At 73.0% G+C, this 19758-nt stretch carries 18 protein-coding genes and 1 pseudogene; 5 read left to right on the top strand and 14 right to left on the bottom strand.

From position 1 onward, the window contains the following. Window positions 1-22 precede the first annotated feature (22 nt). Window positions 23-742, top strand: coding sequence for a PspA/IM30 family protein (locus JYK04_RS27135; protein ID WP_189732826.1), 720 nt, complete (start codon window positions 23-25; stop codon window positions 740-742). A gap of 170 nt (window positions 743-912) precedes the next feature. Here the strand turns inward: JYK04_RS27135 and JYK04_RS27130 are convergent, their stop codons facing one another. The 7 genes from JYK04_RS27130 to JYK04_RS27100 all read right to left on the bottom strand — a co-directional run bounded on the left by JYK04_RS27130 (window position 913) and on the right by JYK04_RS27100 (window position 8712). Continuing rightward, window positions 913-2130 (bottom strand): hypothetical protein, encoded by a 1218-nt coding sequence (locus JYK04_RS27130; protein WP_189732828.1) that lies wholly within the window; start codon window positions 2128-2130, stop codon window positions 913-915. A 41-nt stretch (window positions 2131-2171) separates the two neighbouring features. Continuing rightward, a complete protein-coding gene (locus JYK04_RS27125) occupies window positions 2172-4790 on the bottom strand; it encodes a SpoIIE family protein phosphatase (protein WP_229874960.1) in 2619 nt (872 codons plus the stop codon). Window positions 4791-4990: 200 nt separating this feature from the next. After that, window positions 4991-5419 (bottom strand): ATP-binding protein, encoded by a 429-nt coding sequence (locus JYK04_RS27120; protein ID WP_189733696.1) that lies wholly within the window; start codon window positions 5417-5419, stop codon window positions 4991-4993. 153 nt (window positions 5420-5572) lie between these two features. Then, complete coding sequence (locus JYK04_RS27115; RefSeq protein ID WP_189732830.1) at window positions 5573-5983, bottom strand: (deoxy)nucleoside triphosphate pyrophosphohydrolase; 411 nt, start codon at window positions 5981-5983, stop codon at window positions 5573-5575. Between the two features lie 39 nt (window positions 5984-6022). After that, window positions 6023-6208, bottom strand: a complete 186-nt coding sequence (locus JYK04_RS27110; protein ID WP_189732832.1) for an SPOR domain-containing protein — start codon at window positions 6206-6208, stop codon at window positions 6023-6025. A 441-nt stretch (window positions 6209-6649) separates the two neighbouring features. Continuing rightward, window positions 6650-7402 (bottom strand): GntR family transcriptional regulator, encoded by a 753-nt coding sequence (locus JYK04_RS27105; RefSeq protein ID WP_189732834.1) that lies wholly within the window; start codon window positions 7400-7402, stop codon window positions 6650-6652. A 137-nt stretch (window positions 7403-7539) separates the two neighbouring features. Next, on the bottom strand, window positions 7540-8712 hold the full coding sequence (locus JYK04_RS27100; RefSeq protein WP_189732836.1) for a DUF4190 domain-containing protein: 1173 nt from the start codon (window positions 8710-8712) through the stop codon (window positions 7540-7542). Between the two features lie 238 nt (window positions 8713-8950). On the opposite strand from JYK04_RS27100, the gene JYK04_RS27095 reads away from it, so the two are divergent. The 3 genes from JYK04_RS27095 to JYK04_RS27085 all read left to right on the top strand — a co-directional run bounded on the left by JYK04_RS27095 (window position 8951) and on the right by JYK04_RS27085 (window position 11971). Beyond that, on the top strand, window positions 8951-10045 hold the full coding sequence (locus JYK04_RS27095) for a threonine synthase (protein ID WP_189732838.1): 1095 nt from the start codon (window positions 8951-8953) through the stop codon (window positions 10043-10045). Between the two features lie 118 nt (window positions 10046-10163). Then, a complete protein-coding gene (locus JYK04_RS27090; protein WP_189732840.1) occupies window positions 10164-10982 on the top strand; it encodes an isocitrate lyase/PEP mutase family protein in 819 nt (272 codons plus the stop codon). A 44-nt stretch (window positions 10983-11026) separates the two neighbouring features. Next, window positions 11027-11971 carry an EamA family transporter gene (locus JYK04_RS27085; RefSeq protein ID WP_189732842.1) on the top strand — a complete coding sequence of 315 codons (945 nt, stop codon included), beginning with the start codon at window positions 11027-11029 and terminating at the stop codon, window positions 11969-11971. A gap of 17 nt (window positions 11972-11988) precedes the next feature. Here the strand turns inward: JYK04_RS27085 and JYK04_RS27080 are convergent, their stop codons facing one another. The 4 genes from JYK04_RS27080 to JYK04_RS27065 all read right to left on the bottom strand — a co-directional run bounded on the left by JYK04_RS27080 (window position 11989) and on the right by JYK04_RS27065 (window position 15864). Next, entirely contained in the window at window positions 11989-12780 is a 792-nt protein-coding gene (locus JYK04_RS27080; RefSeq protein WP_189732844.1) for a trypsin-like serine peptidase, read from the bottom strand. Continuing rightward, complete coding sequence (locus tag JYK04_RS27075) at window positions 12777-13790, bottom strand: alpha/beta hydrolase (RefSeq protein WP_189732846.1); 1014 nt, start codon at window positions 13788-13790, stop codon at window positions 12777-12779. The genes JYK04_RS27080 and JYK04_RS27075 overlap by 4 nt, the downstream gene beginning before the upstream one ends. A gap of 243 nt (window positions 13791-14033) precedes the next feature. Continuing rightward, window positions 14034-15263 carry an alpha/beta hydrolase gene (locus JYK04_RS27070; protein WP_425282272.1) on the bottom strand — a complete coding sequence of 410 codons (1230 nt, stop codon included), beginning with the start codon at window positions 15261-15263 and terminating at the stop codon, window positions 14034-14036. A gap of 163 nt (window positions 15264-15426) precedes the next feature. Next, a complete protein-coding gene (locus JYK04_RS27065) occupies window positions 15427-15864 on the bottom strand; it encodes a MarR family winged helix-turn-helix transcriptional regulator (protein WP_189732848.1) in 438 nt (145 codons plus the stop codon). Between the two features lie 79 nt (window positions 15865-15943). On the opposite strand from JYK04_RS27065, the gene JYK04_RS27060 reads away from it, so the two are divergent. Continuing rightward, entirely contained in the window at window positions 15944-16990 is a 1047-nt protein-coding gene (locus tag JYK04_RS27060; protein WP_229874962.1) for an SMP-30/gluconolactonase/LRE family protein, read from the top strand. 68 nt (window positions 16991-17058) lie between these two features. Here JYK04_RS27060 and JYK04_RS27055 read toward each other — a convergent pair whose 3' ends face one another. The 3 genes and pseudogenes from JYK04_RS27055 to JYK04_RS27045 all read right to left on the bottom strand — a co-directional run. Beyond that, complete coding sequence (locus JYK04_RS27055; protein WP_189732850.1) at window positions 17059-17634, bottom strand: hypothetical protein; 576 nt, start codon at window positions 17632-17634, stop codon at window positions 17059-17061. Continuing rightward, window positions 17631-18011 carry a PadR family transcriptional regulator gene (locus tag JYK04_RS27050; RefSeq protein ID WP_189732852.1) on the bottom strand — a complete coding sequence of 127 codons (381 nt, stop codon included), beginning with the start codon at window positions 18009-18011 and terminating at the stop codon, window positions 17631-17633. Before JYK04_RS27050 ends, JYK04_RS27055 begins: the two co-directional genes overlap by 4 nt. Before the next feature lie 52 nt (window positions 18012-18063). Then, a pseudogene (locus JYK04_RS27045) lies at window positions 18064-19728 on the bottom strand (DEAD/DEAH box helicase); the annotation flags it as partial. Between the last annotated feature and the right edge of the window lie 30 nt (window positions 19729-19758).

Genomic DNA, 19758 nt, shown 5'->3' with positions numbered 1-19758 from the left:
CCCTGACCAGGAGAGACCCACCATGAGCAAGCAGACGATCCTCGGCCGCGTCACCCAGCTCGCCAAGGCGAACATCAACGCGCTGCTGGACCAGGCGGAGGACCCGCAGAAGATGCTGGACCAGCTGATCCGCGACTACACGAACAACATCTCGGAGGCGGAACAGGCGGTCGCGACGACGATCGGGAACCTGCGGATGCTGGAGGCGGACCACAAGGAGGACGTGGAGGCGGCCGCCGAGTGGGGCGGCAAGGCCCTGGCGGCGAGCAGGAAGGCGGACGAGCTGCGGGCGTCGGGTGCGGCGGCGGACGCCGACACGTTCGACAACCTCGCGAAGGTGGCGCTGGGCCGGCAGATCCGGTCGGAGAAGGAGGCGGCCGTGGCGGAGCCGACGATCGCCGCCCAGACGGCGGTCGTCGACAAGCTCAAGTCGGGCCTGGACGCGATGCGGAACAAGCTGACGGAGCTCCAGGCGAAGCGTGACGAGCTGGTGGCCCGGGCGAAGACGGCGCAGGCGCAGAACACGATGCTGGACGCGGTGAAGAACATCGACGTCATGGACCCGACGAGCGACCTGGCGCGTTTCGAGGACAAGGTGCGGCGGGAGGAGGCGCGGGCGCTGGGCAGGCAGGAGCTCGCCGCGTCCTCCCTGGACGCCCAGTTCGAAGCCCTGGACGACCTGGGCAAGGCCTCGGAGATCGAGGCCCGCCTGGCCGCGCTCAAGCAAGACCGCGCAGCCTAGGCTCCCTGGGCCGTCCCTTCCGGATCTTGCCGGGCCCGCGGCGCCCGGCACCGCACCCGGCCGCGTTGTCGGGGCGCCCGAGTACGTCCAGTACGCGGTGCGCTCCTCCGCCTTGCCATGTACGGCACCGGACGCCGCGGGCTCGGCCGACAAGATCCGAAAGAGACGGCCTAAGCCGTCTCCGCGAGCTGCGCGGAACGCTCCGCCGCGGCCGCCCGGACCTCCGGTTCCTCCATCGGGTCCTCGCGCAGTGCTGCCAGCCGCTCGCGCACCTCCGGGAGGTCCGGGGCGTGCGCGATGCCCAGCGTGCGGGCCGTCTGCTCGCAGTCCCACAGGGATTCGGTGTGCGCGTGGTCCAGGCCGGACGGGTCGATGGCGGCCAGTGCCTCCAGGTAGCCGGGCCGTTCGCTGGAGTGCGGGTTCCGCAGCCAGTAGAGCCGCAGGACGGGCGCGGCCGAGGCGGCGGCGGACCCGAAGCGGGCCAGCCGCCTCGCGGTCGGGTCGGGGCCGCACCAGGCCCGCACCTCCCACTGGTCCGCGAGCCGGCGGAGGAGCGAGGGCAGCGCCTCGGCCTCCCCGTGGTCGGCCAGTACGTCCACCCCGAGCTCCGCCAGCCACTCCCGGTCGTCCGCCGCCCACCCGCGCGCGGCCGGCACGGCCCGGGCTCCGAGGCGTTCGACCGCCCGGCGCAGCGGCGCGAGCGGCCGTCCGCCGGCGGAGGCGCCGAGCGACGGCACGAGCGGGATCAGCTCTTCCGTGGCGGGCCGGCCGGCGAGCTCGCGCAGTGCGTCCGCCTTCGCGCGGTCGCTGCCGCGGGTGTCGGCCAGCAGCGAGAGCAGCTCCTCGTCGCTGTGGCCGTCCAGGCCCCGGCGCGGCCGGGCCGGTACGTCCCGCGTCCCGATGCCGAACCGGATCCAGGGCTCGCGGGGCCAGGGCGGCTGCGCCTCCCGGCCCGTGCGGGCCCGGGCGACCTCGCCCAGGTCCTCCCACCAGTCGGCCGGCCAGCGGTCCGCGACCGACTCCAGTACGTCGGCCCAGTGCTCGCCCTCCCGGACGTGGGCCCGCAGCCCGTCCCGGGCCTCGGCCGAGCCGGAGAGCGCGAGCAGCTCCAGCACGCGGACGGCCCGCAGGCATGCGTCCTCGTCCCCCGCCAGCTGTTCCACGACCGGCGTCGGGGACAGTTCCAGGTCCCGGACCAAGCGGGCCAGGTAGAGGGAGCGTTCGTCGATCCCGTCCCACCGCCAGTCCCGCCGGATCCCGTCGTACACGAACGGCGCGGCCGCCGCCGGGTCCTGCAGCGCCCTCACGGCGCCCAGGCCCCGGCCTCGTTGCAGCAGCCCTTCGAGACGGTCGTGGCGGGCGTAGGACATCTCGTCTTCGTCGCTCATCACCCCGCACCCTGCCCGTCGCGGTACGGGGCCGCCACTCGTTATCCGTACATGCTCAGCAGCTGCTCCGCCGACAGTTCGGTGACGGCCTCCGATGCCGCGCCGGGCAGCGGGAGTTCGAACCAGACCGTCTTGCCGCGGTGGGTGCGGCGCGTGCCCCAGCCCGCCGAGAGCAGGCCGACCAGCTGGAGGCCGCGGCCGCCCTCGTCGGTGTCGCGGGCGCGCCGGCGGCGGGGCTGGACCAGGTTCGCGTCCCAGACCTCGCAGACCAGCGTGCGGTCCAGCAGCAGCCGCAGCCGGATCTCGCCCTCCCCGTAGCGCAGGGCGTTGGTGACCAGTTCGCTGACCAGCAGTTCGGTCGTGTCGAGCAGGCCCTCCAGGCCCCAGGCCGGGAGCTTGGCCCGGGCCAGTTCGCGGGCCCGGCCCACCGAGCGGGCCTCGCGCGGCAGTTGCCAGTCGCCGACCGCGTCCAGCGGCAGGCCCTGCACCCGTGCCATGAGCAGGGCGATGTCGTCCTCGCCGTGCCGGGTGTCGAGGGTGTTCAGCACGTGGTCGCAGACGTCCTCCAGCGGCCGGACCGGGTCCGCGAGGGCCGCGCGCAGTCCGCGCAGCCCCTCCTCCAGGGGGTGGTCGCGGGATTCCACGAGTCCGTCCGTGTAGAGGGCCAGCAGGGCGCCCTCCGGCAGGTCGACCTCGACCTCCTCGAAGGGTTCGCCGCCCACGCCCAGCGGCATTCCGGGCGGCACCTCCAAGAGCAGTGCGGGCCGCGGCACGCCGGCCTCGTCCGGGGGTTCGACCAGCACGGGCGGCATGTGGCCCGCGTTGGCGATGGTGCAGCGCCGCGTCACCGGGTCGTAGACGGCGTACACGCAGGTGGCCAGGTACACCTCGGAGCGGTCCGCGTCCCGCGAGTGCAGGGCCGCCCGGGAGGCCTGCTGGGAGCCGCCGGGGGCGCCGAGGCCGCGGGCGATCTCGTCGAGCGCGGTGAGCACCTCCGCCGGTTCGAGGTCCAGCAGTGCGAGGGTCCGTACGGCGGTGCGCAGTTCTCCCATGGCCACGGCGGCCCGCAGGCCGCGGCCCATGACGTCGCCGACGACCAGCGCGGTGCGGTGTCCGGGGAGTTCGATGACGTCGAACCAGTCGCCGCCGACCTCGGTGGCCGCGTTGCCGGGCAGGTACCGGCAGGCGATGTCGAGGCCGGCCGCCTCCGGGTCGCCGGGGGGCAGCAGGCTGCGCTGCAGGATCAGTGCCCGCTCGTGCTCGCGCCGGTAGAGGCGGGCGTTGTCGATGCATACGGCGGCCCGTGCGGCCAGTTCCACGGCCACCGCCCGGTCGCGTTCGCCGAAGGGTTCGCTGCCCTTGGTGCGGGAGAACTGCGCGAGCCCGACCACGGTGTCGTGGGCGACCATCGGCACGACCAGCGTGGACTGGACGAGGTCCTCCGGTCCGCCGCCCTCGATCAGCCGGGGCCGCGCCGTACGCAGGGCCAGCGCGCCCGGAGACGCGGCCGGGTAGCGGTGGATGTCGCCCACGGAGACCGGTGCGCCCGGACCGGACAGCGGGGCGTCGGAGACGGCGGAGGCGAAGGCCACCCGGCGCAGGGCGGCCGAGGGCGTCCGCGCCGGGCCCTGGCCGGGCAGGCTGGGCACGCCGGGGCCCTGCGGCCGGGCGGGCCGGTCGTCGTCGCCGAGCAGCAGGCCCTGGTAGAGGTCGACGGCGGCCAGGTCGCAGAAGCCGGGGACGGTGACGTCGAGGAGTTCGCGGGCGGTGGTCTCCAGGTCGAGGGAGTTCCCGATGCGGTGCCCGGCCTCGTTGAGCAGGGCGAGGTTGCGCCGGACCCCGGCGGCCTCGCGGGCGGCGAGGTGGCGGCGGGTGACGTCGGTGCCGATCCCGGCGACACCGATGGGGCGGCCGCTGCCGCCGTGGACGCGGTAGAGGTTGATGGACCAGTGGCGGTCCTCCCGGCTGCGGGGGGTGGCGCCGGTGATCCGCAGATCGGTGACCGAGTCCCCGGTGTCCAGTACCCGGCGCAGGGCTTCGGTCATCCGGTCGGCCTCGTGCGCCGGCAGGTAGTCGTGCACGGTGCGGCCGCGGTGCTCCTCGACGGCGCCCCCGAAGACGGTGGCGAAGCGGCGGTTGGCCCGCTGCACGGTGAGGTCCGTGCCGAAGAGCAGGAACCCGAAGGGAGATTGGCCGAATATGGCCTGTGAAGCCGCGAGGTCGGATTCGATCCGGCGCAGCGCGCGCACGTCGACGACGACGCACAGCGCGGCCCGCTCGGCGGTCTCGGTCTGGGTGGGCATCACATAGATCTCGGCCACGCCGTGCGCGCCGTTCCCGCCCGGGATCCGGAAGGGGATCAGGCCCGTCCATTCCTTGCCGTCGAGGATCTCGGCGACCTTGCGGTGCGCGTCGGGACGCAGCTCGGGCGGCATGAAGGCGTCGACCGGGTCGCGTCCCACGGTCTGGGAGGCGCTCAGCCCGAAGAGTTCCTCGGCGCGCAGGCTCCACTGGTCGATGAGCCCGTCCGGCCCGATCGAGAAGGAGGCGACCTTTATGTAGTCATATATCGAGCCAGGCGGACTGCTGTGCCACAGGGCGTCGTGCCATGTCTCGCGCGGCACGTCGGCCTGATGTGCCTGCGCAGGTATCTCGCTCACGCGACCGTCCCCTCCAGCTCACCGCAACCGGACCGGCCATGACCGAAGTATTCAGCACCACGGCCCCGGACGGCACGGCGTTCACGATCACAGCACGGTCTCGATGATTTCGAGCCATGTCGCGCGATCTCCCCCGAGTGTCTCCCGCCGACTGCCGCCGGGAGGCGTTCTCGAAAGGTCACACGCCACCGTTCTCCTTGTTACTCACCAGGAAGAGCCAATTCGAACCACACAGTCTTGCCCGATTTCCCGTGCCGGGTCCCCCAGCGCTGCGAGGAGACGGCGACCAGGTGCAGGCCACGGCCCCCCTCGTCGTCGTGGTCCGCGACCCGCTCGCGGGGCGGATCCGGAAGCGGATCCGAAACCTCCACGAGCAGTGCGGGGCCGCCCGCGGGGCTGCCGGCGGCTGGATTGCGCCGTTCCAGGCGGACTCCGATGGGGCCGGAGGCGTACCGCAGGGAATTGGTGACGAGCTCGCTGACCAGCAGGACGGTCAGGTCGCCGACGGCCTCCAGGCCCCAGTCGTGCAAGGTGCCGCGGACGGCGTGGCGGGCGGTGCGGACGGCACCGGGCTCGGCGGGGAAGGCCCACTCGGCGCACTCACCGTCTGTGTCGATCACGCCGATCACTTCCCGGGCCAACAGCGACCCCAGTCCGGTTCGTCGGGGACGAAAGGGGGACGAGATAGGGATTAATAGCGACATACCCGATATTCGGGGCGTCGTACCACTCGATCCCCGCCCACCGGCGCACTGTGGCGCAGACGGCCTAGACCGCGAGCGTCACGCGCCCCCGCCACCGCCGTGGCGCAGCCGGCGTCCGGCCTCGGCGACCGCGGGCCGGTCCTGGTCCAGCCAGTCCACCGATTCCAGCTCCTCCGGCCCGAGCCAGCGCAGCTCGTCGTGGTCCTCCAGCGGGGCGGGCACTCCGGAGAGCAGCCGGGCGGTCCACACGTGCAGGACGAGCCCGGGGCGCAGCGGCCACTCCCCCGGGATCCGCTCCAGCGGCTCGGCCTCCACGCCGAGCTCCTCGCGCAGTTCCCGCACCAGCGCGTCGGGGACGGACTCACCCGGCTCGGCCTTCCCGCCCGGCAGCTCCCAGCGTCCGGCGAGCTCGGGCGGTGCGCTGCGGCGGGCGGCCAGCAGGCGCCCCTCATGACAAAGGGCTCCGCCCACGACCACTCGTACCGTCATGGGCGGAGCCTATGCCAGCGTCGCGGGGCGCTGCGACGCTCAGTTCATCGTGGCGGTCTGACCGATCCGCTCGACCCAGTAGAGCTGCTTGTGTCCTCGGTCCTCGAGGCTGTCGGCGACCTTCTGGGCCTCGGCCCGGGTGGCGTACCGGCCCACCCGGTAGCGGTTGCCGTTGTCGTCCTCGCGTATGACCAGCCACGGAAGCAGGGCCCCGCCGTCGTTCATTGCGTTACACCCTCCGCCGACGTATCTGTCCGGGAAACCGCATTGCGCATATGCCCGAGCTTACGCCCGACCTTTACAGAGCGGATACGGTTTTTCACGAAGAGGTACCTCGCAGGCGTACGCATCCGGCCATGCGTACGAGCGGGCCGTGCGCGCCGGTCCGAACGGGGCGCGCGGGAGGCCGGCGCGGGGCCGCCGCGCCGCCGTACGGCGGGCATCGGCGCAGGTGGCGCCGAGGGGGCGGCGGGGCGTCCGGCACGATCCGGGCCGCGGCGCTCCGGGCGGGGGTCCCGGCATGCGGACCGAACGGTCCGGGGACGCCGGGGGCCGGGTGGCCGGGGGTGTCCGCCATCGCGCCGAAATCCGCCGGGTCGTGGGCGTCGCACCGGGCGCGCGTGAACCCCCGGGCGGCGCCCGGGGGTTCACACCGCCGGGGAGCGGCTACCTCACCGGGAGGTGGTACGCCAGGCGGTAGCGGTCCGCCGGGACCACCACGTCGGCCGTCTCCACGGCGCGGCCGGAGGCGTAGTAGGTGCGGCCGATCACCAGCACCACGTGCCCCGGCACGCCGCCGAGGAGCAGGATCTCCTCCGCCAGACCGGGCCGCGCCCCGACCTCCTCGACCACGTTGTCCACGACGACGTCGATCGCGGCCATCCGGTCGACCACCCCGGAGCCGCCCAGCGGCCCCTCCTCCGGCAGCATCACGGGGGTCCGGCCGGTCACGGCCAGCGGTTCCCAGGAGGTCGACAGCATCATCACCTCCCCCGCGTCGCGGAAGACGTACCGCGTCCGCATCACGCGCTCGCCGGGCTCGATGCCGAGCCGCTTCGCGATCTCCGCGGGCGCGCCCGTCTGCTCGCTGCTCGACTCCCACGTGCCGCGCGCCTCCGCGTCGGCCTGCTCCTGCCGGAACGGCGTCGAGGCGCCGCCCGTGCGATAGCCGGCGCGGGCGACCCGCCGCGGGACCGGCTGCTCCCGTACGTACGTGCCGGATCCGGACCGGCCCTCGACCAGTCCCTCCGCCATGAGGACCTTGCGCGCCTCCAGGGCCACGGTGTCGGAGACCCCGTACTCCTCGCGGATGCGTGCCTGAGAGGGGAGCCGGGCGTGCGGGGGCAGAGAACCGTCGACGATCTTCCGTCGCAGATCCCCGGCCACGCGCAGATAGGCCGGCTGCTCACCGAAAGTCACTGGCCACTCCCATCAGGTTGACAGACAGCTACACCCTGGCAACCGACGGTTGAAGACCGCAAGCAAGGGCCAGAGTTTCACTCGAAGTGATGAAGCCAGGTCACTCAAACCCGCTACCGTGCGTTACCCGTGCGATGTCACACCGACTCGGACGAGGGCCCCTCGCCGGTCCCGCCGTCCGGGTCCTCCGCGTCGCTCCGGCTGTCCTGCAGCCATTGCGGAATGACCGTCGAAAGCCCGTACGCACCGCGCAGCGCCCGCTCCGTCTCCATGGACATCGCGGCCAGCGCCCGGTCCCACTGCTTGTCGAACTCCTCCGGCGTCCTGGCCTGCGAGGCGCGCTGCCACTGCGCACGCGCCGCCTCGATCTCCGCCAGCTGTGCCGGAACGGCCTTCTCCAGCCCCGCCCGGGCCGCGTCCCCCTGGAGGACCTTCGCCTCGGCGCCCAGCACCGCGTGCACCTCGCGCGCCCACGCCTGGTAGGCGGGCAGCGCGTCCTCCACGTCGTCCTCGGGAGGCCGGCTCATGACGAACTCGACGGTGTTGGCGGCCCGCAGGAAGGCCGACTGCTCGGGCTTCAGCATTCCGGCGTCCTTGCGCAGGCTGCCCCGCCACTCCTCGTCGGTCGTACCGATCACGCAGAGCAGCGTCCGGTCCCCCTCGCGCCAGGACTCGCGCGAGGGCGCGTAGTAGAACATCTCCGCGTACTCGGGCAGCGCCCAGGTGTCCATCGCGTACTCGTCCTGGGCCTTCCAGCACGCGTCCTCGGAGGCGCGGTCGGCCTCGCGCGACTCGGGAACGTCCGGCGCGTCCAGCGCCTTGGAGGCGGTGACCTCACCGTGGTGCACCCGCGCGCAGTCGATCCGGTACGTCACCGGCCGCTCGTCGACCAGGTCCCCGCCGGGAACGTTGAAGCAGTCGCCCGCCCGCAGGTCGCCGAGGTCCGTGAGCTCGCCCTCGACGTCGGTGTACTCGCTCAGCGACGGGAACCGGTCGTCGGCGGCGCTCAGGAACCGGCCGGCGGTGAAGACCAGCACGCCGGTCATCACCACGGACACCACCAGGCCCACGATCGCCAGGGCCTTGCCCCGGTCCCCGCGCTTGGTGATCTGCACGAGGGCCGCGATGCCGAAGGCCACGCCGAGCGGCGGGAAGCACAGCAGCCCGGACAGCAGCGAGGCGAGTGCGAAGCCGTTGAGCGCCGGCGGCTGCTGCCCGTGACCGGGCGGCGGACCCCAGCCCTGCCAGTGGGGCGGCGGCGGGGGCCAGGAGTGGCCCGGTCCGGGAGGAGGACTCGGCGGGGTGCTCACGGGGGCGGACTCCATCGCAGGGCGGCATCGCGGGGCGCGCCGCGGAAGGCGCGAACGAATGCGCGAAATAGTACGCAGCGGGGGCGCCCGGCAGGTCGGTCGCCCCCGCTGCCCCGCACGGCCCGGCCGGCGCCCTCCGCTCCCGTGCGGCGGCGCGTGACACGGAGCCCGTCGGTGATCACCGGCGCGTAACATCCTTGCTGTACACCGGCCATGACCGAGCAAAGGTGTTCCCCACATGACGCACGCACTCCCCGGCTACATCTGTTCCGAGGACGGCACCCGCGCGGACGTCCGGACCGCCCCGTGGGGGTGCCCGGTCTGCGGCGGCCCCTGGGACCTCGATTTCACGCCGGACCCGGCCGCGGTACTGGAACCGGCCGCGGGACCGAATTCGCTGTGGCGGTACGGGTCCGTGCTGCCGCTGCCCGGGGCGTTCTCCGTGTCGCTGGCCGAGGGGCACACCCCGATGGTCCCGCTGGCGGAGCGGATCCACGCCAAGCTCGACTTCCTGATGCCCACGCGGTCCTTCAAGGACCGGGGCGCGGTGATGCTCGTGGAGCTCGCCCGGCGGCTCGCACCGCAGCGGGTGGTGGCGGACAGCAGCGGCAACGCCGGGACGGCGGTGGCCGCGTACTGCGCGCGGGCCGGACTGGCCTGCGAAATCTTCGTACCCGAGGGCACGTCGGAGAAGAAGACGGAACGGATGCGGTCGCACGGCGCGGAGGTCCGGGTGGTCCCCGGTGGCCGCGAGGCCGCCTCGGAGGCGGCGCGGGCCGCGGCGGACGCGCCGGGGGTCTTCTACGCGAGCCACGTGTTCAACCCGTACTTCCTGCACGGGACCAAGACGTACGTGTACGAGGTGTGGGAGGAGCTGGGCGGGCGGCTCCCGGAGGCCCTGGTGGTCCCGGTGGGCAACGGCACCCTGCTGCTCGGGGCCGCCCTGGCCGTGGAGGAGCTGGCCCGGCGCGGGGTCCGGCCGCCGGCGCTGATCGCGGTCCAGGCGGAGGCGGTGTCCCCGCTGGCGCAGGCCTTCGCGGCGGGCGCCGAGGAAGCCGCCCCGGTGGAACAGCGGCCGACCCTGGCCGAGGGGATCGCCATCCCGGCGCCGCCCCGCGCCCGCCAGATCCTGGCGGCGGTCCGCAAGTCCGGCGGCACCGTCCTGACCGTCCCGGACGACCGGCTGCAGGAGGCCCAGCGGGACCTGGCCCGCCGCGGCCTCTCCGTGGAGCCGACGGCAGCGGCCTGCTGGGCCGCGGTGGGCCCGGCGGCCCCGGGAGACCCCCTGCAGGGCCGCACCGCCGTGCTCCCCCTGTGCGGCGCGGGCGGCTAGGCCGTACGGACGGCGAACAGGCGGCGGCGCACCACCACCGCCCCAGCCGTCCCTCCCGCCCCACGTCCATGTCGGAATTCCGCGAGACCGGACGCACCCGGTCTGGTGAACTGACCCCATGACCACCCATGTTGATCTCGCCGCCAAGGCCGCGGCGTTCACGGCCCTGCACACCCCCGCCGCCCCGCTCGCCCTCGCCAACGCCTGGGACGTGGCCAGCGCCCGCATCGTCGCGGCCGCCGGCGCCCCCGCCGTCGCCACCACCAGCGCCGGCGTCGCCTGGTCCCTCGGGTCCCCCGACGGCGACGCGCTCGCCCGGGACCGGGCCCTCGACCTCGTCGCCCGCGTGGTCGCCGCCGTCCCCGTGCCCGTGACCGCCGACATCGAGGGCGGCTTCGGGGCCGACCCCGCCGCCGTGGGCGAGACCGTGACCGGAGTCCTCGCCGCCGGCGCGGTCGGCATCAACATCGAGGACGGCCACCGCGACCCCGCCGAGCAGATCGAGCGCCTGGCCGCGGCCCGCGCCGCGGCCGACGCCGCCGGGGTCCCGCTCTACATCAACGCCCGCATCGACACCTACCTGCGGGCCTTCGGCGAGGACGCCACCCGCCTGGACGACACCCTCGCCCGTGCCGCCGCGTACCTGCGGGCGGGAGCCACCGGCGTCTTCGTGCCCGGTGTCCTCGACCCGGCCACCGTCACCGAGCTCGCCAAGGGCATCGACGCGCCCCTCAACATCCTGCTCGGCCCGGGCGCCCCGACCGTCGCCGCCTTCGGCGCCCTCGGCGTCTCCCGCGTCAGCCTCGGCTCCTGGGTCGCCGAAGCCGCGTACGCCGTGGTCCGCCGCGCCACCGAGGAGCTGATCGCGGAGGGCACCTACGGAGCACTCGCCCACTCCCTCCCCTACAGCGAGCTGAACGACCTGCTCAAGGGATGAGAAACAGGGAAGCGTGCATGGGCCAACGACCTTAGGATCCGAGCATGAGCACCTCAACGCCGGTCGACGGCAGGGCCGCCGGCCCGGCCACCACCCCCCGCGGCAGGATCCCGGGCACGGTCTGGGCCGCCCTCGCCGTCGTCTACGTCGTCTGGGGCTCGACCTACCTCGGCATCCGGATCGTCGTCGAGACCATGCCGCCCTTCCTCTCCGCCGGAGCCCGGTTCATCACCGCCGGCCTGCTGCTGTCCGCCGTCGTCGCCTGGCGGTACGGTCCGGCCGCGCTGCGGGCCACCCGCGCCCAGCTCGGCTCGGCGGCCCTGGTCGGGCTGCTGCTGATCCTGGGCGGGAACGGCCTGGTGGTCCTCGCCGAGACCTCGGTGCCGTCGGGCCTCGCCGCGCTGCTGGTGGCGGCGGTGCCGATGTGGGTGGTGGTGCTCCGGGCGAGCACCGGGGACCGGCCCCCGCCGCGCACCCTGGCCGGGGTGCTCGTGGGTCTCGCCGGGCTCGCGGTGCTGACCAGCCCGGGGCTCAGCGGCTCGGTGCGGCTGTCGGGGGTGCTGATGGTCGTGGCGGCTTCGGTCCTGTGGTCGCTGGGCTCGTTCTCGGCGCCGCGGCTGAAGCTGCCGGACAATCCCTTCACCGGCAGCGCCTACCAGATGTTCGCGGGCGGGGCCGCCGCCGTGGTCGTCGGCCTGCTGCGCGGCGAGCACCACGGTCTGGACCCGGCGGCGTTCTCCACCGCCTCCTGGCTGGCCCTCGGCTATCTGACGGTCGTCGGCTCGCTCGTCGGTTTCACGGCGTACGTGTGGCTGCTCCAGGCCGCGCCGCTGTCGCTGGTGTCCACGTACGCGTACGTCAATCCGGTCGTCGCCGTGGCGCTCGGCACGCTGATCCTCGACGAGGCCCTGTCCTGGCAGATCCTGGTCGGCGGTGCGATCGTCGTGGCGGCGGTGGGCGTGATCGTCGGTACCGAGCGGAAGAAGTAGCGGCGGCGCGGGCGCGCTCAGCCCCGTGCGGCCGCCTCGTACAGGGCCTTCGCGTGCTCGTCGAACAACGCGGCCGTGGAGTCCACGTCCGTGTCCCCGCCGCTCAGCACCCCGATCAGCCGCCCGGCCCGGTCCGGCCCGCCCCGGTCCGCGATCCAGGGGCTGCCGCTGGTCCCCGTCCAGAACCCGGCGCAGCTCATGTAGAGCATGTCGGGGTCGTCCTCGTCGTGGCGGGTCTGGGTGGTGCAGGAGACGGGCTTGTTCTGCGGGTTGTGCTCGGACTCCGGGTAGCCGACGACGGTCACGTCCCGTTCGTACCCCGAGGTCCACTCGGGCTTGGGGGCCTCGGCGCCGCCGCCGACCGCTTCCTGGATGCTGCGCCCGTCCTCGTCCGGCTCGATGGTGAGGAAGGCGAAGTCGGCGGTGTCCTCGCCCCATTTCGTCCAGCGGTCGTCCACGTGGATCGACTTGACCTTCCACACCCCCAGCGGCTGGGTGCCGGCGCCCTCGCCGGAGAAGGCCGGGGCGAAGGAGAGCTCGCCGATGGCCAGCCCGTCGTGGGCCACCTCGCCCGGTCGGCCGTCCTCGCCCGCGGGGGCCACGCAGTGCGCGGCGGTCGCGACGACGTTGCCCCGCGGGCTGTCGACGACGCTCGCCGTGCACCAGTGCTCGCCGCCCGCCATGAGTACTCCGACGGTGGGGAAGGGGAGCACCGGCCGCTCGCCGGGCGCCTTGAGGAACGCGACGGCGAACACCGCCGCGATCCCCGCCGCGGCGGCCGCCGACGCCCCCTTCACCACCGTGCTCATCGCACGCCGGGATCGGGTGTCGGTCCCTTCATCACCTTGCTGATCCACTCCAGAGCGCCCTCCCTCATACCGCGCACGTACGACTTTCCGTTGTGCTCACCATCCTGGATCACCTGCAGCGAGGTGTGCACGGGGCCCTTCCCGAAGTCGTTCATGAACTTCTCGGCCTTGTCGCGGCCGGTCTCCGCGGTGCCGATCTGGAAGTTGATGTAGACGTCCGGACCGCCCGCCGCGATCAGCTTCTCGGCGAGCTTCTCCGGGTTGTCGGCGTCCATGGCCTGCTTGTTCCCCTGCCACAGCGGGGAGTCGGGGACGATGTCGACCCCGCTCGCGATGGCCGCCTTGAACCGGTCGGGATACTTGAGGACGTGCTTGAAGGCGCCGAATCCGCCCGCGGAGGAGCCCATGAAGGCCCAGCCGTCGCGGGAGGTGAAGGTCCGGAAATTGGCCTTCGTGAAATCCGGGATGTCTTCGACCATCCAGGTGCCCATCTTGGGCTGGCCGGGGATGTCCGAGGCGTCGAAGTGGTGCTTGGTGTCCGCGTTGTGCACCGGCATGATCAGGATGAAGGGCAGGCTGGTACCGGCCTTGGCCCCGTCGCTCACGGCCTTCTGGAGGCCGAGGCCGGGGCCCGTGCCCCAGTAGTTGGTGGGGTAGCCGCGGCCGCCGGGCAGGGAGATCAGGACCGGGAAGCCGCTCTTGGCGTACCTCGGGTCGTCGTACTCCTTGGGCACCCACACCCACACGTCACCCGTGAAGCCGGACTTCTTGCCGGTGAGGGTGGTGCGGCCGATCTGGGTGCCGTCCGGCAGCCGTGAGGTGCGGATGAACGAGGCCTTCGGCCCGGTCGGCATCTGCACTTCGGGCGGCAGCTCGGCGGCCGCGCCGGCCTTCTCCTGGACCTTGCCGAAGGAGACCGGATCCCCTATGTCCGAGAAGAGGCCGAACTTGTACGCCGCGGTTCCGCCTGCGGCGAGGGTGAGCGCGAGCCCGCCGCTGATCAGGATCATGCGCAGGCGATGGGGGCGACGGCCGCCCTCGGTCACAGGGCTGCCGTCGCCTTGCTGGTCTTGCTGCACGGTTTTTGTCCCGTTCCTTCTCCGGCGCCCACCAGGAGCGCGGGTCGGACCGATCGGTCCCCCTTACACCCTTTACAGAGGTATGAACGACGGGATGGGTTGCCTGGGACGGGGGTGACGTGGCGAGCACCACGCGGCCGGCCGGGACGCGCGGCTGCGGCGCGGCCGGGCAGGTCAGCCCGCTTCGGGCTTCGGCCCCTTCAGGACCTTGCTGACCCACTCCAGGGAGCCTTCCTTCATGCCCCGGACGTAGTGCCAGCCGTTGTGCTCGCCGTTCTGGATGTCGCGGATGGTCATCTTGACCGGCCCCTTGCCGTACTGCTGCTGGAACTTCGTCATCCGCTCCTTCCCGCTCTCCTTGGTGCCGATCTGGAAGTTGATGTAGACCTCGGGACCCTTGGTGTCGATCAGCTTCTGGGCGAGCTTCTCCGGGTCGTTCGCGTCCATCTCGGCCTGGTGTCCCTTCCAGAGCGGGGAGTCCGGGACGATCTCGCCGCCGCTGGCGATCACGGCCTTGAACCGGTCCGGGTGCTGCAGGACGGTCTTCATGCCGACGAATGCGCCGGAGGAGGAGCCCATGAAGGCCCAGCCGTCACGGGACTTGTACGTACGGAAGTTGGCCTTGACGAAGTCGGGGACGTCCTCGGCCATCCACGTGCCCATCTTGGCCTGGCCGGGGATGTCGGAGCCGTCGTAGTAGTACTTGGCGTCCGGGTTGAGCACCGGCATGATCACGATGAACGGCAGGCTGGTGCCCGCCTTGGCGCCGTCGCTGATGGCCTTCTGGAGGCCGAGGCTGCGGTCGGCCCAGTAGTTGTCCGGGAAGCCGTTGCCGCCGGGGAGCGCGATGAGGACCGGGAAGCCGCTCTTGGCGTACTTGGGGTCGTCGTACTCCTTGGGCGCCCACACCCATACGTCGCCCTCGAAGCCGGACTTCGCGCCGGCGAGACGGGTCTTGGCGATGATCGTGCCGTCGTCGAGCTTGGCGGTCTGCTTGAAGCCGGACTTGGGGCCGGCCGGCAGAGCCACGTCCGGGTCGCCGGAGGGCGTGGCGGCGGTCGCCGGGGCGCTCGGTTCCGCCTTGGCCGTGGCCGGGGGCGGGGTGCCCTTCCCGAAGCTCACCTCCTCGCCGTTGCCGGAGAACCAGTCGAGCTTCCAGGCGCCGACCCCGGCGCCGCCGACCAGGAGTGCGAGGGCGACCGCCGCGCCGATCCGTATTCGGCGCCGGGAGCGCTTCGGCTCCGGGGTCCGGGCGGCGGCGGGCCGCTCGCCGTACGGCCGGTACTGCTGCGGCGGGCCCGGGTACCCGGGGAAGTCCTCGTGCCCCTGGTACTGCTCCCGGGGCGGGTACTCCTGGTACGACGGCTGCTCATCGGGCCGAGGGCGCTGCGGGTGCTGGTGCACGGACTTCACTCCGAACGGTCATGACTGCCCCCCGGGGCAGAACGGCTGGACATCCCCCAGAGGGCGTCCTGCCGGTCGGACACCCCCTGGTTCTGATGTGCGGAAGCCCCGCACAGTTCCAAGGAAGAGCAAAGTCCTGCCGGGATCCGGCAGGACGGCCGGCTCAGCGCTGGGCTTCGAGCGCCTCCGCGCACCGCCCGAGCAGCTGGATCAGCAGCTCCCGCTCCTCAGGGGTGAATGCGGCGGCGAGCGCCCGCTCCACCCGCACCGCACCGGAGTCCGCCAGCTCCATCGCCGTGCGTCCCTCGTCCGTGAGCCGGGTCTCCAGCACGTTGCGGTGCCATTCGTGCGGGGTCCGCTCGATGAGCCCGCGCTCCTGGAGGTTCTTCAGCACGGTGTTCATGGTCGGCGGCGTCACCCCGCACAGGCGGGCGAGCGCGGCGGCCGAGATGCCGGGCTTCTCAGCCAGCCAGAGCAGCGCGGCGTACTGCGGAACCGTTACTGCGGCCGGCTTGCACGCCGTGTTCTTCGCCGCGAGAAGCGCCTGCTCCGCACGCTTGAGGTGAGAGCCGATGCGCTCCTCGGGGGCCATGGAGGTCATGCCCGCATCTTACGGCCACCCTTGCAAGCATTAGAGCTCTCACATAGATTCGCCTTCACCTACTCATCAGAGGACACCCGTGAAGACGAAGTCATTCCTGCCTGCCGCGCTCACCCCTGCCCGCACTCCGGTCCCGACCACGGCCTGGACCGCGGCCCTGGCGACGGCCCTGGCCGTGACCCTCGGCCTGGGAGCGGCCCCGGCACAGGCGCACGCCCCGGCGGGCGACCCCCGGATATCCACGGCCTTCGCCCTGCCCGGCGGGAAGGTCTACCCGGAGGGCATCGCCACCGACCCCCGTACCCGTACCGTCTACGTCGGCTCGTACGCGGACGGCACCGTCTACCGGGCCCGTCCCGGCCGGCCCGAGGCCGAGGTGTTCCTGCCCTCCGGCACCGACGGCCGCCGCACGGCGAACGGCCTGCGCGTCGACGCGCTCGGCCGTCTGTGGGTCACCGACTCGACCGCGGGCGTGGCGGTCTACGACACCGCCGACGGGTCCCGCCTGGCCCACTTCGAGGTGGCCCGGGGAGCCGGGGCCCCCGCCCACTTCATCAACGACCTGGCCCTCACCCCGGACGGCACCGCGTACCTCACGGACAGCGTCCGCGGCGTGATCTACCGGGTGACCCCCGAGCAACTGGCCCACGGGAGCGGCGCCCTGACCGAGGCCTACGACCTCTCCGCGGCCCTGCGCCCCCGGCCGGCCGGCGGCTTCAGCCTGAACGGCATCGCGGTCGACCGGACGGGCCGCTACCTCCTCACCGTCGACATGCCGGAGGGCGACCTCTACCGCGTCGACCTGCGCACCGGCGCCGTCCGCCGCGTCGACCTCGGCGGCGGCGACCTGAAGGCCGCCGACGGCCTCGACCTCTCTCCCGACGGCACCTTGCGCGTGGCGCACAACGCCACCAACACGCTGACCCGCTGGCAGGTCTGCGCGGACGGCACCCGCGCCCGCCTGACCCGCACGATCACGGACCCGTCCCTGCAGATCCCCACGACCCTCGCGCACACCCCGGGCCGCACGCTGGTGGTCCGCTCCCAGTTCGACAAGGGCGGCCCCATGTCCCCGGACTCGGGCACCCCCACCACGTTCACGGTCGCCGCGGTCCGCGGCCTGTGACCCGCGCCGGCGGTGCCTGAGCGTTCCGGTCCGGCGGCACACCGACCGGACGTACCGTCATGCCGCCCTCAGCAAGGCTGAGTTGCGCCCGCCTTGGCCTTCCGGCGGGCCCGCAGGTCGGCGAGTGCGTACGGCAGCCCGGGCAGCAGCAGGAGGGCCGCGACCCACAGCGGGAGCGTGAACAGCACCCCGTCCCCGGTCAGCCACTTGGTGAGGATCATCACGGGCAGACCGACGGCGAAGGAGAGCAGCCAGTGCTGGTGCACGGGCATGGTGCCCCGCCGCAGCTCCCAGGCGACCGTGATCGAGCCGATGGCCACCCAGAAGGCGAGGTAGTCGGCGGTCACGGGCAGTTGGACGGTCCACCGGATCAGGTGCGAGAAGACCGGCAGGAAACCGAGGACGAAGCAGGCCATGGCCATCGTGCGCAGGGCCCGCCGGGTGAAGGGGGCACGCTCGCGCGCCCAGGCCGCGGCGAAGGCCCGTACGTCCGGGCCGACGACGTCCTGCGCCGTGCGCCCGGCGGCCTCCGCGTCCTCCAGGTGCGCGGAGAGCTCGTCGAGCATCTCCCGCATGGCGGCCTCACCGACGCCGCGGTACTCCCAGTTGCTGCGGCAGGCCGCGAGTATCTGCTCGTTGGTCATGGTGTGCCTTCCCCCGTGGAGTGCGTACCGGCGCTCAGGATCCGGCCGACGGGCCCGGCGAAGGCCTGCCAGTCGGCCCGCCCCCCGGTCAGCTCGGCGTGCCCGGCCTCGGTCGGTCGGTAGTACTTGCGCGGGGCGCCGCCGCTGGGGGACGGGGCACGGTACGAGGAGATGAGCCCCGCCCGTTCCATCCGTGCGAGCAGCGGATAGATGCTGCCTTCACTGACGAGGTCGAGCCCACCGTCGGCGAGCGCCTGCGCGAACTCGAAGCCGTACCTGGGCCGTTCGGCGATGAGGGACAGCAGGCAGAGGTCGAGCACTCCGCGCAGGAGCTGACTGCGCCGTTGGTCGGCGGTCGCGTTCGGCTCCTTTGTCATGCGGTACAGGATAGTCAGCGACTTCCTTGCACCGCAAGATAATCCGGCCCGCTCACGCCGGTCCGGCGCCCTGCCGGCCGACCGTCCCCAGCCTCGCCTGCTCCTCCTCGACGATCTGGCGGGCCATCGCGACGTCCGACACGTCGACCGCGTCCGGCGTGGACTCGGCGACGGCGCTGCGCCGTGCGTACGCGTCGAACAGCCGGCTCTTGTTCTTCAGCATCCGGACCATCCGCTCGTCCACCCCGCGCGTGGCGAGCAGCCGGTGCACCCGGACCGGACGCACCTGCCCCATCCGGTGGGCCCGCGCCACCGCCTGGTTCTCGATGGTCGGCTTGACCTGGGGCTCGCAGATGATCACGACGGAGGCGGCCTGCATGTTGAGCCCCGCTCCCGCCGCCTCGATCTGCGCCACCAGCACCGCGTGCCCCGGCGCGGCGGCGAACTCGTCCACCACCTGCTGGCGGCGGGCGGGCGGCACGCTCCCCGAGAGCGGGCCGAACACCCGGCCGCCGCCGGGACCCGGCGCGGCCTCCAGGGCGTCCTTCACCACCCCCAGGACCTGCCTGAAGTTGGAGAACACCACCACCTTCAGCCCGTTCTCGGCGGCGTCCTCGACGATCTCGCGCAGCCGGTTCAGCTTCGCCGACCTCTCGGGGTGCGCGTACGCCGCCCTGCGCATCGCCATGAAGTTGGCGGAGCGCACGGCCTCGCGGTAGGCGGCCTCGTCCGAGGCGCTCAGCTCCTCCCACTCGTCCGTGTGCTGGAGCGCGGGCAGTTCGGTCAGCACGTCCTGCTGGTTGCGGCGCAGATAGACCGGGGCGACGGCCTTCCGGAAGGCCTTGGAGCCGGCCACGCCGTCCCGGTCGCCGACGGCCGCGGCCAGGTCGGGCTGGAGGATGTTCACCAGGCTGCGGAACTCGGCGACCCGGTTCTCCATGGGCGTTCCGGTCATGAACAGCACGCGGTCGCAGCGTTCGGACCATTCGGTCACGGCCTGGGCCCGCCGGGTCTTCGGGTTCTTCACGTAGTGCGCCTCGTCCACGACCAGCATCCCGATCTCGCCGCCCCCGGGCGCGGGAAAGCCGCGCAAGGCGTCGAAGGTGGTCACTGCGACCCCGCCCCGGCCCTTCCAGTCGGCGAACGCCTCCTGCCGGTCCGGGCCGTGCAGGCACATCACGCGCAGCTTGCTGCGGGCCTCGATCTCACGCGTCCAGTTGATCAGGACGCTGGCCGGGCAGACGACCACGAAGTGGCTGCGGCCTTCGGCGGCGAGGTGGGACAGGGCGGCGATGGCCTGGATGGTCTTCCCGAGCCCCATCTCGTCCCCGAGGATCACCTTGCGCTGCGCCAGCGCGAAACGCGCCCCGAAGGACTGGTAGCCGCGCAGCGACACCCTGCGGTGCGTGTCGTCGAGCAGCTGGCGGCGGACCCGCTCGGCGACCTCGTCGGGCAGGAACCCCTCGGCGGCGGCCGCGTCGGGGCTGCGGCCGGAGATCTCCGCGAGGAGGCTGTAGTACTCGGCGGACCGCAGCTCGAAGTCGACCCAGGCCGCCACCTCGGTCGAGGGACCGCGCAGCAGATCCACCGAAGCCTGCGCGAGCAGCTCGGGCACCGCGCCCTGCTCCGCCTCCTCGGTCAGGCCTCGGACCTCCGCGACGGCGCCGAGCGCCCGGTCCCGCTTGGCCTGTCCCGCCAGCAGCATCCGGCCCCGGCCTCTCTCTCCGTGTCCCCGCATCCTCCCACC

Source organism: Streptomyces nojiriensis (genome assembly GCF_017639205.1).
GTDB classification, from domain to species: Bacteria; Actinomycetota; Actinomycetes; order Streptomycetales; family Streptomycetaceae; genus Streptomyces; species Streptomyces nojiriensis.
Note: the sequence above shows the minus strand (reverse complement) of the source record. Positions and strands in the feature narration are given on the sequence as shown.

What these genes read in the sequence shown, in the direction of transcription:
- JYK04_RS27135 (WP_189732826.1), top strand. Translation starts at nt 23, where the DNA reads ATGAGCAAGCAGACGATCCTCGGCCGCGTCACCCAGCTCGCCAAGGCG.
- JYK04_RS27130 (WP_189732828.1), bottom strand. Translation starts at nt 2,130, where the DNA reads ATGAGCGACGAAGACGAGATGTCCTACGCCCGCCACGACCGTCTCGAA.
- JYK04_RS27115 (WP_189732830.1), bottom strand. Translation starts at nt 5,983, where the DNA reads ATGACGGTACGAGTGGTCGTGGGCGGAGCCCTTTGTCATGAGGGGCGC.
- JYK04_RS27110 (WP_189732832.1), bottom strand. Translation starts at nt 6,208, where the DNA reads ATGAACGACGGCGGGGCCCTGCTTCCGTGGCTGGTCATACGCGAGGAC.
- JYK04_RS27095 (WP_189732838.1), top strand. Translation starts at nt 8,951, where the DNA reads ATGACGCACGCACTCCCCGGCTACATCTGTTCCGAGGACGGCACCCGC.
- JYK04_RS27090 (WP_189732840.1), top strand. Translation starts at nt 10,164, where the DNA reads ATGACCACCCATGTTGATCTCGCCGCCAAGGCCGCGGCGTTCACGGCC.
- JYK04_RS27085 (WP_189732842.1), top strand. Translation starts at nt 11,027, where the DNA reads ATGAGCACCTCAACGCCGGTCGACGGCAGGGCCGCCGGCCCGGCCACC.
- JYK04_RS27080 (WP_189732844.1), bottom strand. Translation starts at nt 12,780, where the DNA reads ATGAGCACGGTGGTGAAGGGGGCGTCGGCGGCCGCCGCGGCGGGGATC.
- JYK04_RS27075 (WP_189732846.1), bottom strand. Translation starts at nt 13,790, where the DNA reads ATGATCCTGATCAGCGGCGGGCTCGCGCTCACCCTCGCCGCAGGCGGA.
- JYK04_RS27065 (WP_189732848.1), bottom strand. Translation starts at nt 15,864, where the DNA reads ATGACCTCCATGGCCCCCGAGGAGCGCATCGGCTCTCACCTCAAGCGT.
- JYK04_RS27055 (WP_189732850.1), bottom strand. Translation starts at nt 17,634, where the DNA reads ATGACCAACGAGCAGATACTCGCGGCCTGCCGCAGCAACTGGGAGTAC.
- JYK04_RS27050 (WP_189732852.1), bottom strand. Translation starts at nt 18,011, where the DNA reads ATGACAAAGGAGCCGAACGCGACCGCCGACCAACGGCGCAGTCAGCTC.